The sequence below is a fragment of the Streptomyces sp. NPDC006339 genome (genome assembly GCF_040612775.1).
GTDB lineage: Bacteria > Actinomycetota > Actinomycetes > Streptomycetales > Streptomycetaceae > Streptomyces.
Genome location: NZ_JBEXQW010000009.1, coordinates 1 through 15085 on the forward strand (window position 1 = coordinate 1; position 15085 = coordinate 15085).

15 protein-coding genes and 1 pseudogene are annotated in these 15085 nt (G+C 74.4%); 7 read left to right on the plus strand and 9 right to left on the minus strand.

The genetic code is table 11. From position 1 onward, the window contains the following. Together ABZ135_RS09350 and ABZ135_RS09355 are read right to left on the minus strand one after the other, a co-directional pair. Positions 1-94: pseudogene (locus ABZ135_RS09350) on the minus strand (fasciclin domain-containing protein); the annotation flags it as partial. 146 nt (positions 95-240) lie between these two features. Further along, the gene (locus ABZ135_RS09355; RefSeq protein WP_356693496.1) at positions 241-1827 is read right to left on the minus strand and encodes a molybdopterin-dependent oxidoreductase; all 1587 of its coding nucleotides are present in this window, start codon (positions 1825-1827) and stop codon (positions 241-243) included. A 243-nt stretch (positions 1828-2070) separates the two neighbouring features. Between ABZ135_RS09355 and ABZ135_RS09360 the strand changes: the two genes are divergently transcribed. Further along, positions 2071-2898 (plus strand): alpha/beta fold hydrolase, encoded by an 828-nt coding sequence (locus tag ABZ135_RS09360; protein WP_356693498.1) that lies wholly within the window; start codon positions 2071-2073, stop codon positions 2896-2898. Between the two features lie 27 nt (positions 2899-2925). Further along, a complete protein-coding gene (locus tag ABZ135_RS09365) occupies positions 2926-3234 on the plus strand; it encodes a DUF427 domain-containing protein (protein WP_356693500.1) in 309 nt (102 codons plus the stop codon). Positions 3235-3267: 33 nt separating this feature from the next. Here the strand turns inward: ABZ135_RS09365 and ABZ135_RS09370 are convergent, their stop codons facing one another. From ABZ135_RS09370 to ABZ135_RS09380, 3 genes are all read right to left on the minus strand, one after another. Then, positions 3268-4017 (minus strand): ZIP family zinc transporter, encoded by a 750-nt coding sequence (locus ABZ135_RS09370; RefSeq protein ID WP_356693502.1) that lies wholly within the window; start codon positions 4015-4017, stop codon positions 3268-3270. Positions 4018-4141: 124 nt separating this feature from the next. Then, positions 4142-4516: a hypothetical protein gene (locus ABZ135_RS09375; protein WP_356693504.1), complete on the minus strand. Its 375-nt coding sequence runs from the start codon at positions 4514-4516 to the stop codon at positions 4142-4144. Between the two features lie 64 nt (positions 4517-4580). Then, positions 4581-5444, minus strand: coding sequence for a UbiA family prenyltransferase (locus ABZ135_RS09380; protein WP_356693506.1), 864 nt, complete (start codon positions 5442-5444; stop codon positions 4581-4583). A gap of 197 nt (positions 5445-5641) precedes the next feature. Between ABZ135_RS09380 and ABZ135_RS09385 the strand changes: the two genes are divergently transcribed. The 4 genes from ABZ135_RS09385 to ABZ135_RS09400 all read left to right on the plus strand — a co-directional run bounded on the left by ABZ135_RS09385 (position 5642) and on the right by ABZ135_RS09400 (position 8675). Next, positions 5642-6160: an isoprenylcysteine carboxyl methyltransferase family protein gene (locus ABZ135_RS09385; RefSeq protein WP_356693507.1), complete on the plus strand. Its 519-nt coding sequence runs from the start codon at positions 5642-5644 to the stop codon at positions 6158-6160. Then, positions 6157-7191, plus strand: coding sequence for an NAD(P)/FAD-dependent oxidoreductase (locus tag ABZ135_RS09390; protein ID WP_356693509.1), 1035 nt, complete (start codon positions 6157-6159; stop codon positions 7189-7191). The genes ABZ135_RS09385 and ABZ135_RS09390 overlap by 4 nt, the downstream gene beginning before the upstream one ends. A gap of 189 nt (positions 7192-7380) precedes the next feature. Next, positions 7381-8061 (plus strand): DUF4142 domain-containing protein, encoded by a 681-nt coding sequence (locus ABZ135_RS09395; RefSeq protein ID WP_356693511.1) that lies wholly within the window; start codon positions 7381-7383, stop codon positions 8059-8061. Continuing rightward, positions 8058-8675, plus strand: coding sequence for a class F sortase (locus tag ABZ135_RS09400; protein WP_356693513.1), 618 nt, complete (start codon positions 8058-8060; stop codon positions 8673-8675). The genes ABZ135_RS09395 and ABZ135_RS09400 overlap by 4 nt, the downstream gene beginning before the upstream one ends. 73 nt (positions 8676-8748) lie before the next feature. Here the strand turns inward: ABZ135_RS09400 and ABZ135_RS09405 are convergent, their stop codons facing one another. Genes ABZ135_RS09405 through ABZ135_RS09420 form a run of 4 tightly spaced genes read right to left on the minus strand, consistent with a single transcriptional unit; the run spans position 8749 to position 13722 of the window. After that, a complete protein-coding gene (locus ABZ135_RS09405; RefSeq protein ID WP_356693821.1) occupies positions 8749-10305 on the minus strand; it encodes an ABC transporter ATP-binding protein in 1557 nt (518 codons plus the stop codon). Positions 10306-10310: 5 nt separating this feature from the next. Continuing rightward, on the minus strand, positions 10311-11159 hold the full coding sequence (locus ABZ135_RS09410; protein ID WP_356693515.1) for an ABC transporter permease subunit: 849 nt from the start codon (positions 11157-11159) through the stop codon (positions 10311-10313). Further along, entirely contained in the window at positions 11156-12178 is a 1023-nt protein-coding gene (locus ABZ135_RS09415) for an ABC transporter permease (RefSeq protein ID WP_356693517.1), read from the minus strand. The genes ABZ135_RS09410 and ABZ135_RS09415 overlap by 4 nt, the downstream gene beginning before the upstream one ends. After that, positions 12163-13722 (minus strand): ABC transporter substrate-binding protein, encoded by a 1560-nt coding sequence (locus ABZ135_RS09420; protein WP_356693519.1) that lies wholly within the window; start codon positions 13720-13722, stop codon positions 12163-12165. The genes ABZ135_RS09415 and ABZ135_RS09420 overlap by 16 nt, the downstream gene beginning before the upstream one ends. A 363-nt stretch (positions 13723-14085) precedes the next feature. Between ABZ135_RS09420 and ABZ135_RS09425 the strand changes: the two genes are divergently transcribed. Further along, the gene (locus ABZ135_RS09425; RefSeq protein WP_356693521.1) at positions 14086-15081 is read left to right on the plus strand and encodes a TauD/TfdA family dioxygenase; all 996 of its coding nucleotides are present in this window, start codon (positions 14086-14088) and stop codon (positions 15079-15081) included. Positions 15082-15085 lie beyond the last annotated feature (4 nt).

The window sequence follows — 15085 nt, forward strand, 5'->3', positions numbered from 1 at the left end:
CGCTGTCGGAGTCCGAGCAGGCGGCGAGCGAGAGGGGAAGGACGGCGGCGGCGGCGACGGCGATCGCGCCACGACGGATGCGCAGGGTGTTCATCTCTGTTGCTCCTAAGAAGAGTTGGTGCTCTGGATCGGAATCGCGGTGTGGTCTCTCCGGGCCCGGGTTGGGGTCCGGTGGTTCAGTGGTTCAGTGGTTCGGTGGTCCGGTGGTCCGGTGGTTCAGTTGCTCGGTGGTTCGGTGGTTCAGGTCACGGTGAGGAAGACGTTGTGCCGGCCGCTCGCCCCGTCGGGAACGGTCCGCGTACGCCGTTCGGTCTGGACCTGTCCCGTGCCGTCGGTGGCGCGGACGGTGACGGTGTGTCCGCCGGGGGTGGCCTGCCAGCGGTAGGACCACTGGCGCCAGGTGTCGACGGTGTCCTGGGCGGCGAGGTCGGCGTCCTGCCAGGGCCCGTCGTCGATCCGTACCTCGACCCGGGTGATGCCACGACGCTGGGCCCAGGCCACTCCGGCCACCGTCACGGTGCCGGCGGCGGGGCGGGCGAACGGCCTGGGGGTGTCGATGCGCGCCTGGGTCTTGACCGGCGCCCGGCGGGCCCACTTCCGCTTCACCCAGTAGGGGTCGTAGGCGTCGAACGTGGTGAGTTCGATGTCCTCGATCCACTTGCAGGCGGAGACGTACCCGTAGAGGCCGGGAACGAGCATGCGGACGGGGAAACCGTGGTCGAAGGGAAGCGGTTCGCCGTTCATGCCGACCGCGAGCATCGCGTCACGGCCGTCCATGACGTCCTCGACCGGGCTGCCGAGGGTCATGCCGTCCACGGAGCGCGCCACCAACTGGTCGGCCTCGCCGCCCCGCGAGGGCGGACGCACTCCGCACTCGGCCAGCAGATCGGCCAGGCGCACCCCGAGCCAGCGCGCGTTGCCGACGTACGGCCCGCCGACCTCGTTCGACACACAGGTCAGCGTGATGTCCCGTTCGATCAGCGGGCGCGTGAGGAGCTCGGCGAGCGTGTACGTACGGGGGCGGGTGACGCCCGTGCCGTGGATCCGCAGCCGCCATGTGCCCGCATCGACGCGGGGTACGACGAGGGCGGTGTCCACCCGGTAGAAGTCCCGGTTCGGCGTGACGAACGGGCTGATCCCGGACACCTCGAGCCGGGCTCCCGCCGGAACGGGAGGGGCCGGTGACGCCGGAGCGGGCAGTACCAGGCCGGCGCGGGAGGCGACCGCGCCCTGTCCACGCCGCTGCGACAGCACGCGCCCCAGCACGCCCGCCCCGGTGGCGGCCACGGCCGTGGCGGTGGCCGTGGTCAGAAACCCCCGCCGGCTCCACCCGCCCCCGGTGCCCTCGTCGGCGCTCGGGGAGCCGGCGGGGGTGGCTCTGCCCGTGAGGAGATACAGCACGGCGGCTCCCGCCACCGCCCCGGCCATGGACGGCAGGGCGTCTCCGGCGCCCGCGGTGTCCGGGCGGCTCAGAGCGGCGGCCGCCCCGACGACCCCGAAGAGCAGCACTCCGGCCGCTCCCAGCCGTCGGCGCCGGAGCGCCGACACGCCCAAGAGGATCGCGAACAGCGCGAGCAGGAGCAGGATGCCCAGTTGGAGGACGAGCTTGTCGTCCTCACCGAACGTGCGGATCGCGAAGTCCTTCACGGGGGCCGGCGTCCGGTCGATCACCGCACCGCCGACCACCGTCACCGGCCCGGCGGCGGGCCTCACCAGGGCGGCGGCCAGTTCCGCGACGGCCAGCGCGGTGAATCCGGCGAGCAGGCCGGCCAGTGCTCCCGGGGAGAACCGGACGATGAGGGTGCGGAGGGTGGTCACACCGGGCATTCGGCGGCACTCGCCCGGTGGATTGGTCCGCCACCCGAAAGAGTGAGGACGCCGGTCGGACGGGGGCACTCCTCGCAGGTGGGGGCCGACTGGACGGCTCGACGCCGCGGGCGTGGCCATAGGGGCTGTGGCGACCGGCTTCGGGGCCGTGGCCGATCGGCGGCCGGCCCGCTTCATGGCCGGTCCGGGGAACCGGGGCCACCCCGGCGGCGGCCCGTCGCTGCGGGGGCGAGAGGCTGAGGCATGGCTCCGACACGAAAAGCGCGCGGCGCGCGCACGGCCCCGGCACTGGCCCCCGTCCACGACCGTCGCCCGCCGCGGCGGGCACGGGCCGCGGTCCTCGTCCTCCACGGCGGCCGGGCGGACGCCCTGGAGGCGCCGCCGCCCCTGAACCTTCCCGCCCTGCGGATGCGGCCCTTCGCACGGGCCATCGCGCGGGCCACCGCCCACGACGACGTCCTCGTCGCCCACGTCCGCTACGAGCGTCGGGGCTGGAACGGCGACCACGCGCACCCGGTCGCCGACACCCAGCGCGCCCTCGCGGAACTGCGCGACCTCGTCGGCCCGGTCCCCGTGGTCCTCGTCGGCCACTCCATGGGCGCGCGAGCGGCGCTGCGCGCGGCGGCGGATCCGGGCGTCACGGGGGTGGTCGCCCTGGCCCCTTGGTGCCCGCCGGCGGAACCGGCCGCCCACCTGCGGGGCCGCACGGTCTGCGCCTTCCACGATGAGGCCGACCGGATCACCTCCGCCGAGGACACCTGGGCCTACCTGACCCGTGCCCAGTCGGCCGGGGCGCGGGTGAGGGGTCTGCGCATGCCGCACGGTGGGCACGCGATGCTCCGCCAGGCCCGCCGCTGGCATCGCCTCACCGCGGAGACCACGGCGGCCCTGCTGGGCGTCGCGCCGTTCCCCTCCGCTCTCGCCGAGCGCCCGGTCTGGAACGGCAGCCCGCCACGCTGCACACGGCCGGGCGAGGCCACCGCGCCAGGGGTTCGTTCCCATCCGGCCGGCCGGACTAGCCTGGACCCGTGCGCATCGGTGCCCTCGCTTCCGTCAGCGGGGTGCCGGTGAAGCGGAGGGAGTTCGAGGAGTTCGGCCATGCTGCGTGCGGTGTGGAACGGCAAGGTGATCGCTGAGTCCCGGCGGACGGTGATGGTGGAGGGCCACCACTACTTTCCGCCGGAGTCGCTCGACCGGCGGTACGTCAGGCCGAGCCGGACCAGGTCCTGGTGCCCCTGGAAGGGCGTGGCCCGGTACTACAGCCTGGAGATCGACGGGCGGACGAATCGCGATGCCGCCTGGTACTACCCCGGGCCGACCCCGCCGGCCCGGAAGATCAAGGACCATGTGGCCTTCCGGCGGGGCGTGCGCGTCGAGGGCGCCCCGGAGCCGGACGGGCCGCGCTGACCCACGCGTCCCGCGCGGCCGCGCGCCGGTGGTCTACAGGTGGGACAGCGCGAAGGCGGACAGGAATCCGACCACGGTCACCAGCCCCGTCAGCAGGTGCACCTTGCTGTACGCCTCGGGGACCATCGTGTCGGCGATCATCGCCAGGATCGCCCCTCCGGCGACGGCGGTGATCACCGCCATCGTCGCGTCGGAAGCCCCGCCGAGCAGGGTGTACCCCGCCAGCGCCGCCAGCCCGCTGATCACGGCGATGCCCGACCACAGGGCGAACACGTAGGTCCGGCTGCGTCCGGCGCTCCTCATGCCGGACGAACTCGCCAGCCCCTCGGGAATGTTGCTGATGAAGACCGCTCCCACCGTCGCGACGCCGAGGTGCCCGCCGCCCAGTAGGCTCGTCCCGATCACCACGGACTCCGGAACGCCGTCGAGGAGCGCCCCCAAGGCGATGGCGTTGCCCGACCCCGGTGCCTCGGCCTCGGAGGGCTGTTGGTCCCCCGAGCGCTTCCGGTGCTGCGCACCGCGCCGCGCCAGCAGCGCGTTGGCGCCCGTGTACACGGACGCGCCCCCGACCGCTCCCGCCACCACCGGCCAGATCCCGGAGCGCTCGTAGGCGTCGGCGATCAGCTCGAAGGACACCGCGGCCAGCAACACGCCGCTGCCGAAAGCCATCACCAGCGCGATCAGCCGTGGCGGGACGCGCACCAGCGAGCCGACAGCGGCCCCGATCAGCAGGGCCGCCCCGGCGAACAGGCCCCACCCTCCCGCCGTCAACGCTCCACTCATCGGCGCCCCTCTTCCTCTCCGCTGCTGACCTGTGATGCCCTCGTACCCGGCGAGCCGCGGCTCAACGGTCCGTCCGCGTGATCACCGCCGTGGAGCGGCGGCGGGTGCCGGCCCGGGACGCCCCTCATCGGGTGGCGGTCCGGTCCCGGTCTCGGCGCTGCCACGCCGCCAGCCACAGGAGCTGGAAGACGGCGTCGACGAAGTAGACCGGGCGGATCCGTCCCCGCGTCGCGTAGACGACGTCGATCGCGATCAGGGTGAGGGCGGTCATGGTCCCCAGTCGTCGGGCGGCCTCGGGCCCGTGGTCGGTGGAGGCGGCGCGGATCTGGGTCCAGCCGATCGTCACGAGGAGCCCGGAGACCGTCTGGAGCAGCCAGACGTCCGTCTTCGGACCGGTGATCCCCTCGAAGCTGCGCCGGTGGACGAGCGGCCAGGCTCCGGTCACGAGGTGGAACCAGCCGTGCGCCCGCGCGATCCCGGCCGAACTCGAACGCGTCATCGTGCTCCTTCGCACCCCTCGCCGCCCATTGTCCTCTCACCGGGAACGGAGCACCACGGAGCCGTCACACGAGCTCGCCCCCTCGGATCATGAGCTGGGCGACGACCATGCCCGCCGCCACCACCGCGGCGCGGAAAGGCCACCGGCCGCCCTCCCGCCACCGCGGGACCGTCCCCGCGGCGGCGGCGCACACCGCGGCGGCCGCGCACGCCCAGCCGGACGTTCCCGGGGCGCCCGGCGGTCCCAGGGTCACGACCGCGACCGCCGCGAGCAGGACGGCCAGGGCGAGCCGGCGGCTGAGCAGGGCGCCGAGACGCTGCGGCAGCCCGCGCACGCCCGCCGCGAGGTCGTCCTCGATGTCCGGGAGCACGTTCAGCCCATGGGCGCCGACGCCCAGCAGCGCGCTGGTGACGACGGCCCACCACGCGGGCCACGGGTGGCCGGGCAGGCCGAGCGTGACGAAGGCCGGCAGCGACGCGAACCCGACGGCGTACGGCAGGGGCGAGAGCCTCGTGCGCTTCAGGGCCAGGTTGTAGGCCCAGCCGCCGGCCACCACGCCCGTGAGGTGGGCGAGCGCCGCCGGCACGCCACTGAGCAGGGACAGCGGCACGCAGACGAGCAGGGCCGCCGTGGCCGCCACGGCGACCGTCCGAGGGGAGAGGGCGCCGGCCGCGACGGGTTTGTCCGGTCGGCCGGCGGCGGTGTCGCGGGCCGCGTCCACGGCGTCATTGCACCATCCGACCGACAACTGGCCGGCCAGCACCGCCGCGGCGACCGCCGCGGTGCCGCTCGCTCCTCGCCCCGACGCCGCCGCCAGGGCCGTGACGAACACGGTCACGGCCAGCGTCGGCTCCGGGTGACACGAGCGCAGCAGGGCGGCCGACCGGTGTGTCGCGCGCACCGGCACGGCGGAGGGGTATAGAGACACGGGTGCAAGGTAGTCCCGTGACCGGACGTGAGGAGACGTACGGCATGCGTGTCCCCACGACCGGTCCCGTCGCACCCGCCTCGCCCCCGGCGGCGGGCCGTGTCGAGCCGGCCCGGGCCCGTGGCGTCCGGTGACGGCCGTGCGGCCCGGCTTCCGCGTCGAGTCCGTCCTGCCGCGCTGGTGAAAGGCCGAGGATCATGCTGTGGTACGCCCTGCTCGTGGGCGCCGTCGCCGGCGAACGTCTCGTGGAACTGGTCGTCGCGCGACGGAACGCCGCCTGGACCCTGGCCCGGAGCGGTGTCGAGTACGGCCGCGGCCACTACCCCGTCATGGTGGCCCTGCACTCCGCTCTCCTCGCGAGCTGCCTGATCGAGCCCTGGCTGGCCCGTCGGGCGTTCCTCCCGCCGCTCGGCTGGACGATGCTGGTCGTGGTGCTGCTGGCCCAGGCCCTGCGCTGGTGGTGCGTCGCGAGCCTGGGGCCGTACTGGAACACCCGGGTCATCGTCGTCCCGGGCGCCCGTCTCGTGCGCGCCGCCGGGCCCTACCGCTTCCTGCGCCACCCCAACTACGTCGCGGTCGTGGCCGAGATCGCGGCGCTGCCCCTCGTGTACTCCGGGTGGCTGACGGCCACCGTCTTCACCCTGGCCAACGCGGCGCTGCTCGCCGTCCGCGTGCGGTGCGAGAACGCCGCGCTCGGCCGGGCGGTCGCGGCGTGAGCCGCACGCCCGATCTGCTGATCGCCGGCGGCGGCCCCGCGGGACTGGCCACGGCCCTCCACGCCGTGCGGGCGGGATTCGACGTCGTCGTGGCCGAACCGCGCGGCGCGCCCGTCGACAAGGCGTGCGGTGAGGGGCTGATGCCCGGGGCGGTGCGGGAGCTGCGCGCACTGGGCCTTCAGGTGCCGGGCCAGCCGATCGCCGGCATCCGCTACCGGCAGGGCCCGCACCACGCCCAGGCCGAGTTCCGGCGGGGTCAGGGACTCGGGGTACGGCGCACGCTCCTGCACTCCGTCCTGCACACCGCGGTCGTCGCCGCCGGAGTGCCCGTCCTGCCGCTGCGCGTACGGGACGTGCGCCAGGACGCCACGGGTGTCTCCGAGAGCGCGACGGGCGTACGGGCCCGCTGGCTCGTCGCGGCGGACGGGCTGCACTCGCCGGTGCGACGCTCCCTCGGCCTGGGGGCGGCGACCGGCCAGGACCGCTCCCGTTACGGCCTGCGGCGGCACTACGCCGTCGAGCCGCCGTCCTCGTACGTCGAGGTCCACTGGGGCCCGTACGGCGAGGCGTACCTCACGCCGCTGGGGCCGCGGCTCCTCGGCGTCGCGCTGCTGACCTCCCGGCGCGCGCCGTTCGACGAGCAGGTGGCCGCCTTCCCCGGGCTCGCGGCGCTGCTGCCTCCCGAGGCGGCGGTGGGCGCGGTGCGGGGTGCGGGTCCCCTCCGGCAGCGGGTGCGTGCCCGCGTACACGGCCGCGTCCTGCTCGTGGGCGACGCCGCCGGATACGTCGACGCGCTGACCGGGGAGGGTGTCGCCCTGGCCCTCGCCGGCGCCCGGGTGCTGGTCGACCAGTTGCGGCGCGGCACCCCCGCCGCGTACGAGACCGCCTGGCGACGGGCGACCCTCCGGCACCGGCTTCTGACCCACGGCCTGCTCCGGGCCCGGCAGCAGCCGCGGCTCGCGGACCTGATCGTGCCCGCCGCGGCCCGCATGCCCCGGGTCTTCACCCTCGCGGTCGACGCCCTCGCCTGAAGGCGCGCGAGCCACGATCCGCGCCCGCCCGGCGTGGAACATGGCCGCGGAACGTGGCCGTCATCCGGGTGAAACGCGGAAACTCCCGCGCCCCTCGGCGTGTCGCGGGGGACGAATGGTTCCCGAGGTGCTCGTACGACACCTCGTCGCACCGTGTGGCGTGTGCCCACGGCAGGAAAGGAGCCCGTTGTGAAGAGCAACCGTCTGGCCACCGTCGCCGCCCTCCTCGTGGCCACGTGCGCGATAGCCGTGCCGCAGGCCGCGGCGGCCCAGGTGGGCGATCAGGACGCGACGTTCCTGAAATCGGCGCACCAGGGGAACCTCGCGGAGATCGCGGCCGGCCGGGACGCGCAGAAGAACGGCATCAGCGCCTGTGTGCAGGAGGTCGGGCGGGTGCTCGTCCGCGACCACACGAAGCTGGACGCCGACGGGAAGGCGCTGGCGGCGAAGCTGGGCGTCGCGCTGCCCGCGGAGCCGACCGCCGAGCAGAAGGCCGAGCTCGCGGCGGTCCGGGCCAAGGCGGGTACGTCCGGCTACGACGCCGCCTGGCTCACGGCCCAGGACGCGGCGCACACCAAGACCCTCGCCCTCATCGACACCGAGCTCGCGTCCGGCGACGACAGCGAGGTCAAGGCCGCGGCGCGCGCCGCGCGCCCGGTGGTGGCGATGCACCTGGACATGGTCCGGGGCGGCGTCTGCCACGCGGCGAAGCACCCGGGGACGGTGAAGGCCGGCAGCGGCGGGCACCTGGCGGCCTCTGACGACGCGCGCACCATGACCGGGGTCGCCGCTCTGGCCGGCGGCGGCGTGCTGGCGGCGCTCGGCGGCGTGTGGTTCGTCCGGGACCGCCGTACGCGCCGGGCCCGTTGACCCGTCTCGGGCGACGCGCCGGTGCGGCCATCGTGATGCTGCTCGGCGCGGGACTGACGGCGGCGGGGGCCGCCCGCCTCGCCGGTGGAGGCGTGGAGGCGTTCGGGGACCAGCGGGTGGACGGGTCGACGAGCGTCGGCACGTCCGCCCTCCCCGCGGCCGGCGGCGTGCACCAGCCCTCGCCCCCGCTCGAACTGCGGGGCCCGGACGGCCTCCGGGTGACCGTACGCCCCGTGGGCGCCGACCGGGACGGCGTGCTCGACCTCCCCGAGGAGGCGGACGTCGCCGGCTGGTGGGCGCTCGGTGCCCCGGTCGGCGCCGCACGCGGAACCACGCTCCTCGCGGGCCACGTGGACACCCCGTCGGGACCGGCCCCGTTCGCGGCCCTCCACGACCTGCCTCGCGGCACCCGGGTGGAGATCCGCGCGGCGAACGGCCGGACGTACGCCTACCGGATCGTGTCCCGCCGTCTCCACGCGCAGGGCGCCCTGCCCACGGACCTGTTCACGGCCGACGGGGCCCATCGACTGGTGCTGGTCACCTGCGGGGGCCGCTGGGACCCCGACGAGGGGCGGTACGACGGCAACCTCGTGCTCCAGGCCACGCCGGCCTGAGGTCGGCCTGAGGCCGCCTGAGGTCCGGGGCCCGGTTGCCGAGCGTCCCCGGGCCGGGCCCCGCTCCGTACGGTCATTCGACCGGCACGACTCCGAGCAGCGCCGCGGTCACCGGGTGGTCGGGGCGGGCGAAGATCTTCGCCGTGGGGCCCTGCTCGACGGCTCGTCCTTCCGACAGGACCAGCATGCTGTCGGTGCGGTCCGCGACCAGGCGGAGGTCGTGGCTGATGAGGACGAGACCGAGGTTCCGTCGGACGCGCAGGTCGTCCAGCAGGTTCATGACGGAGTCGGCGGTGTCGGCGTCGAGGGCGGAGGTCACCTCGTCGCACACGAGGATGTCGGGGTCGGCCGCGAGGGCGCGGGCTATGGAGGCGCGCTGCCGTTGGCCGCCGGACAGTTCGTGGGGGTAGCGCGCCGCGAAGTCGGCGGGCAGGCCCACCTGTTCGAGGAGTTCGGCCACGCGATCGGCTGCCTGCGCGCGTGGCGCCCGGCCGTGGAGGACGAGGGGGCGGCCGATCGCCGAGCCGACGGTACGGCTGGGGTTGAGGGTGCCGAGGGGGTTCTGGGGGATGAGCTGGAGGCGGCGGCGCTGCTCGCGGGTGCGGCGGGTCGCGGAGGCGTGCAGCGTGGTGCCGTCGAGGGTGATGGTGCCGCCGGTCGGGCGGTGCAGGCCGACGACGGTGCGCATCAGGGTGGTCTTGCCGGAGCCGGAGGCGCCGACGACGCCCAGACTGCCGCCGGCCGGGACGGTGAGGTCGACGCCGTGCAGTACGGGTGTGCGGCGCCCGCGGTGGCCGAAGGCGGCCGTCAGTCCGGTGACGGTCAGCATCGGGGCGGCGGCGGTGGCCTGTGCGGGGGCGGACCGGGGCGCGGGGATGCGCGGGGGTGTCGTGGGCGAGGTCCGGGGGCGGAGTTCCACGATCTCGTCGGCGAGCCGGGTGACGAGGTCGGCGTCGTGGCAGGACAGGGCGATCGCGATGCGGTGCTGTTCGGCCAGGTGGCGCAGCAGTTCGCCGATCTCGTCGCGCAGGTGCGCGTCCAGGCCCGCGGTGGGTTCGTCGAGGAGGAGGACGGCGGGGCGGCGGGCCAGCGCGCGGGCGAGGGCGACGCGCCGCTGCTGGCCGCCGGAGAGGGCGCCGGGACGCCGGTCGGCCAGGTCTCCGTCGGTGGGGAGCCGCACTTCGGTGAGGAGGGCGCGGAGGGCTTCCGGGCTCGGGTCGACGGCGACTTCGGCGAGCAGGCGGCGCACCGTCATCCGGGGGTTGAGGCCGGAGCCGGGGTCCTGGCCGACGTAGGCGAGGCGGTGGCGGCGCAGGGCGCGCAGGGCCGTGTCGGGCAGGGCGAAGGGGTCCTGGCCGAGGACGTCGATGTCGCCCGCCGTGCGCCGGGCACCGGGAGGCAGGACGCCGGCGACGGCGCGGAGCAGGGTGGTCTTGCCGCATCCGGACGGGCCGGTGAGGGCGACGACCCGGCCGGGGCGCAGGGCGAGGTCGCCGCCCTCCAGGAGCGGTCGGCCGTCGGGCCCGGTGAGGGTGAGGCCGTGGACGCGGACGGCGGCCCGGCCCTCCGGTGGCTGGTCCTCGGCTGGCCGGCCATCCGGTGCCTGCTGCTCCGGGTACCAGTGGGGCATGTGGTTCACAGGACGGTCACCGCCTTTCGGCCGCTGTCGGGGACGAGCGTCGCGGCGGCCAGGTTGACGCTCATGGCCAGGAGACCGATGGCGATGCTGGGGGCCAGGACGGCCCAGGGGTTGAGGAGGATGCCGCCGGCGTTCTCGCGGATCATCAGGGCCCAGTCGGCCGCCGGGGGTTGGGGTCCGACCTGGAGGAAGCCGGCGGTGGCGACGACGTACACGGCGGCGACGAACCGGAGCCCGAAGAGGGCGAGGAGGGTGGCGCGCAGATTGGGCAGGACGTCGCGTACGACGAGGTACCAGAGGCGTTCGCCGCCGGCTGCGGCCGCCTCGATGTAGCCGGAGGCGACGACGGGCGCCGCCGCGGCGGCGGCCACGCGCACCGCGTAGGGCACCCCGAGGGCGTAGGCCGCGACGATCAGGGCGAGGCGTCCTCCGGCGGGCCAGGACAGGGCGATGAGGAGGATGCCGAGGACGGGGGGCAGCAGCATGAGGACGTCGGCGGCGCGGTCGACGACCCGGCCGACGCCGGGGCGCAGGGCCGCGACCGTGCCGAGGACGGCGGCGGTGGCGGTGATCAGGGCGGTCACGACGAGGGAGGTCGTGATGAGGTCGCGGCCTCCCGCCAGCAGCCGGGTCAGGACGTCGCGGCCGAGCTGGTCGCCGCCGAGGAGGGCGCCGTCGCCGGCCTCGGCGTAAGGGGCGGTGACGGGCGCGTCGATCGCGTGCGGGGCCAGCCACGGCCCGGCCACGGCGAGCAGGACGAGGAGCAGCGCGGGCAGGGTGGGGAGCACCGTGCGGCGGCGGGAGCGCGTGCGCGGGGTGAGGGGTCCGGTCCGGGTGGCGGTCACAGGCTTCCTCCGGATGCCCTGGCCCGTACGAGGTCGGCGAGGAGGAGCACGCCGGTGATGACGGCTCCGGTGACGGCGACGACGCCGGCGATGACGGGGCTGTCCCGGTCGGTGACGGCTCCGGCGAGAACCGCTCCGATGCCGGGGTAGTTGAAGATGGTCTCGACGACGACCGCTCCGCCGAGGAGCATGCCGGTCGAGGTGGCGAGGCCGGCGGCGATGGCGGGCAGGGCCCCCGGCAGGACGTGGTGGGTGAGGACGCGGTGGCTCGGCAGCCCGTCGAGGACGGCGGTCTCCACGTGCGGGGCCCTGGCCTCGTCGGCGAGGGCGGCCCGCACGATGCGGGTGTTCCAGCCGATCTGCGGGATCGACAGCGCGACGACCGGCAGGACGAGCATCTGCCAGGACGCGGGGGCGCCGTCGCTGTCGGACAGGGTGACGGCCGGCAGCCAGGCGAGGCCCTGGGCGAAGACAAGGACGAGAGCGACGGCGACGACGAACTCCGGCAGCGCGAGGATTCCGGTCGCGGTCGCGGAGATCACCCGGTCGACCCGGCCGCCGGGCCGCAGCGCGGCCCATCCGCCCAGGGCCAGCGAGGCGAGGAGCGTGACGAGGAGCGCCAGGCCGCCCAGGAGAAGGGTGTTGGGGAAGGGACGGGCGAGCAGGTCGACGACCGGTTCGCCGCGCGCCGACATGCCGAGGTCTCCGGTGGGCAGGCCGGTCATCCAGTCGGTGAACCGTTCCATGACCGGCCGGTCGAGGCCGAGGAGAGCCCGTCGCTCGGCGATGTCGGCCGCGCTCTCCCCCCGGTCGGCCGTCGCGGTCGCCGCGTCGCCGGGCAGCAGCTCGATCGCGGCGAACAGGACGGCGAGGAGCACGGCGAGCAGCAGGGCCCGGCGCGCCAGAACGCCGAGTATCCGGAGCGCCGTGAACAGCCCGGGCCGGGACGGCGCGGAGGTCTCGGCTCCGCGCGCCCCGGTGCCCGGCCGGTTCACGGTGTCCGTCAGCGGTTCAGCCATGCCCGCTCGAGCTGGACGCGGCCGTAGCCGGGAAGCGTCGGCAGGCCGCGTACGGCCGCGGTGGCCAGGTCGATGCCGTCGGCCATGCCCCACAGCAGGTAGCCGGACGCCTCGAACTGGATCTTCTGCACCTCGTGCAGCAGCGTGGCCCGCGCGGCGGGGTCCTTGGTCGCCATGGCCTTGCGGTACGCGGCGTCGAAGGCGGGGTTCTTCCAGCCGGTCTCGTTGGTGCCGCTCTCGGAGACCATGACCTTGCTGGCGAAGAAGACGACGGAGTCGTTGGTTCCCCAGTACGTGGTGTACAGGTCGCCCTTGAGCCAGGTCTTCTCCCAGAAGGCGCCCGACTCCTGCTTCGTCACCTTGATCTTGACGTCGGCCTCGCGGACCTGCGTGGCGAAGAGCGTGGCCATCTCGGCGAGACCGGGGACGTCCTCGGTCGTCACGAGCTCGTACGTCTTCGACAGGTCGAAACCGGCCTGCTTCAGCAGCGACTTGGCCTTGGCGAGGTCGCGCGGCCGCTGCGGGATGTCCTTGGCGTACACCGGGTCGCCGGTGCCGAGGATGTCGTTGGCGACGGAGCCGTAGCCGGAGAGCACCTGCTTGACCATGGCCTCCCGGTCGACGGCCAGGCGCAGCGCCTCGCGGACCCTCGGGTCGGCGAAGGGGGAGCCGGGGGCGGTGCGCATGACGAGGGGCATCGCCATGTCGTTGGGCCGGCGCACGATCTGGATGTCCTGGCGCTTCTCGGCGGTGCGGGCCGCGACGGCGCCGACGTTGGAGGCGACGTCGATCTGGCCGGCGAGGAGGGCGTTGGACAGGGCCTGCGGGGACTCGAAGATCTTGACTTCGACGGCGTCGAGGAGGACCTCGCCGCCGTACCAGTCCTCGTTGCGCACGAGGCGGGCGTTGCCGGCGCGGAACCACTCCAGCTTGAACGGGCCGGTGCCGGGGGCCTTCTCGATGTCCTTGTCCGTCGTGCCCTTCTTGATCACGAAGGTGGTCAGGCGCGTCAGGAGCGGGAGTTCGGCGTTGGCGTAGTCGGAGACGAGGACGACGGTGCCGGTGCCTTCGGCCTTGATGTTCTCGGCCTTGATGCCGGGCAGGCGGGACGCGCCGGAGGGGGTGCCGCGCAGACGGCGCAGCGAGTAGACGACGTCCTCGGCGGTGACCGGGGTGCCGTCGTGGAACGTCGCGCCCTTGGCGAGGGTGAAGCGCCAGGTCTTCAGGTCGTCCGAGGGGGTCCAGGCGGACGCGAGGCGGGGAAGCGTGTTGGGCTTGGCGCCCGGAACGGTGAGCGTGTCGTAGACCAGCGAGAGGATCAGGTAGTCGCTCTCGTTGGCCTGACTGCCGTGCGGGTCACGGGTGATGGCGTTCGCCCGGCCCAGGGCGCCCACCCGCAGGGTGCCCCCGCGCTTGGGCTTGGCCGGGGAGTTCTTGCCGGTGTCGGGGGACGACGTGTCGCCACCGGCGCCGCAGGCGGCCAGCAGGGCCGTCGCGCCGATCCCGCCGGAGGCCCACAGCAGTTGCCGTCGATTCAAGTCCACGCGTCCGTCCTTGCTTGATCCAGGGCTGAAAACCATTCCTACTAAGGTGTGCCTACCCTAAGCGTCATGTCCCTGGCAAGGGGTCGGTCACACCTGGCGCGCGATGTCCGATATGCCCCCGGCATTGGCCTTGACCAGGACATTTAACAGTGAACTAACCGCAGGTAAGGCGCACATGCGTACTCGAAGTAAGGATTGCCTCACCTAAGAACCGCTGCTACGTTCACGTCGGCTGCTGACGCGGCCACGTCACTCCGGCCACCCCGTTCCCGTCTTCGCGTGGCCGTGACCACCCATGCCGCCTCCCCGGCATGACCCGCTTTCCACCCGCACGTACCGCAACGGAAACGGAAGATCCCAGCCATGACGTCGGCGCCCGCACCCGCTTCTGTCCGTGAGCTCGACCGCTTCGCGGTCGACGAACTGACCCGCGCGGCCCAGAAGATCCTCGACGAGTTCGGAAGCCCGGCCACGCGGCCGGAGCTGCTCGCCCGCGTGGCCGACACGGCGGCCGGCCTCAGCGGGCGGACCCGTCACCACTGCCGCCCCGTCGACACCGAGGACGGTCTCTTCGTCCTGCGCGGTCTGCCCCTCGACGACGCGGACATCGGCCCCACGCCGCTGAGTTGGGCGACCGCCGAGGACAGCGGCGCGCTCTGGGACGTGCTGCTGCTCCTGCTCTCGACCGTGATGGGCAACCCCCTCGCCTGGGAGGGCCAGCAGAACGGCCGGTTCGTGCACAACATCGTTCCCAGCCCCGGCCACGAGCAGGAGCAGACCGGAGCCAGCAGCGCCGTCCTGCTCAGCCCGCACACCGAGGACGCCTTCCACCCCGGCCGCGCGCACCTGCTGATGCTCGGCTGCATGCGCAACCACGACCGCATCGCCACCACCGCCGCCAGCATCCGCAAGGTGCGCCTCGCGGACGCCGATGTCGCGCTGCTGTCCCGCCCGGAGCTGCCGATCCTGCCCGACGACGCCTACACGGAGGCGCGGGGCTTCGAGGCGCCGCCGCCGAAGGTGCCCACGCTCTGGGAGTCCGAGGACGGCCTCACCCTCCGCTTCGACCCCGCCTACACGCCGCTCGACGACGCCTCCCCCGAACACCGGGCCGCCTACGGCCGGCTGGAGGACGAACTCGCCCGCGTCTCCATGGCCGTCCGCCTGGAGCCCGGTGACGTGCTGGTCGTCGACAACGACCTCGTCGTCCACGGCCGGGTGCCCTTCCAGGCCCGCTACGACGGCACCGACCGCTGGCTGAAGCGGGCCTCCGTACGGGTCCCCGGCCGGCGCACCCGCCCCGCCGCCGAGGCGGAGGAACACGGCTACGGCCAGGCCGCGATCCAGGCGTACGCGTAACCAC

Excerpts from the sequence above, each read along its gene's own strand:
- ABZ135_RS09370 (WP_356693502.1), bottom strand. The coding sequence starts at position 4,017 with ATGAGTGGAGCGTTGACGGCGGGAGGGTGGGGCCTGTTCGCCGGGGCG.
- ABZ135_RS09355 (WP_356693496.1), bottom strand. The coding sequence starts at position 1,827 with ATGCCCGGTGTGACCACCCTCCGCACCCTCATCGTCCGGTTCTCCCCG.
- ABZ135_RS09360 (WP_356693498.1), top strand. The coding sequence starts at position 2,071 with ATGGCTCCGACACGAAAAGCGCGCGGCGCGCGCACGGCCCCGGCACTG.
- ABZ135_RS09405 (WP_356693821.1), bottom strand. The coding sequence starts at position 10,305 with ATGCCCCACTGGTACCCGGAGCAGCAGGCACCGGATGGCCGGCCAGCC.
- ABZ135_RS09425 (WP_356693521.1), top strand. The coding sequence starts at position 14,086 with ATGACGTCGGCGCCCGCACCCGCTTCTGTCCGTGAGCTCGACCGCTTC.
- ABZ135_RS09365 (WP_356693500.1), top strand. The coding sequence starts at position 2,926 with ATGCTGCGTGCGGTGTGGAACGGCAAGGTGATCGCTGAGTCCCGGCGG.
- ABZ135_RS09385 (WP_356693507.1), top strand. The coding sequence starts at position 5,642 with ATGCTGTGGTACGCCCTGCTCGTGGGCGCCGTCGCCGGCGAACGTCTC.
- ABZ135_RS09375 (WP_356693504.1), bottom strand. The coding sequence starts at position 4,516 with ATGACGCGTTCGAGTTCGGCCGGGATCGCGCGGGCGCACGGCTGGTTC.
- ABZ135_RS09415 (WP_356693517.1), bottom strand. The coding sequence starts at position 12,178 with ATGGCTGAACCGCTGACGGACACCGTGAACCGGCCGGGCACCGGGGCG.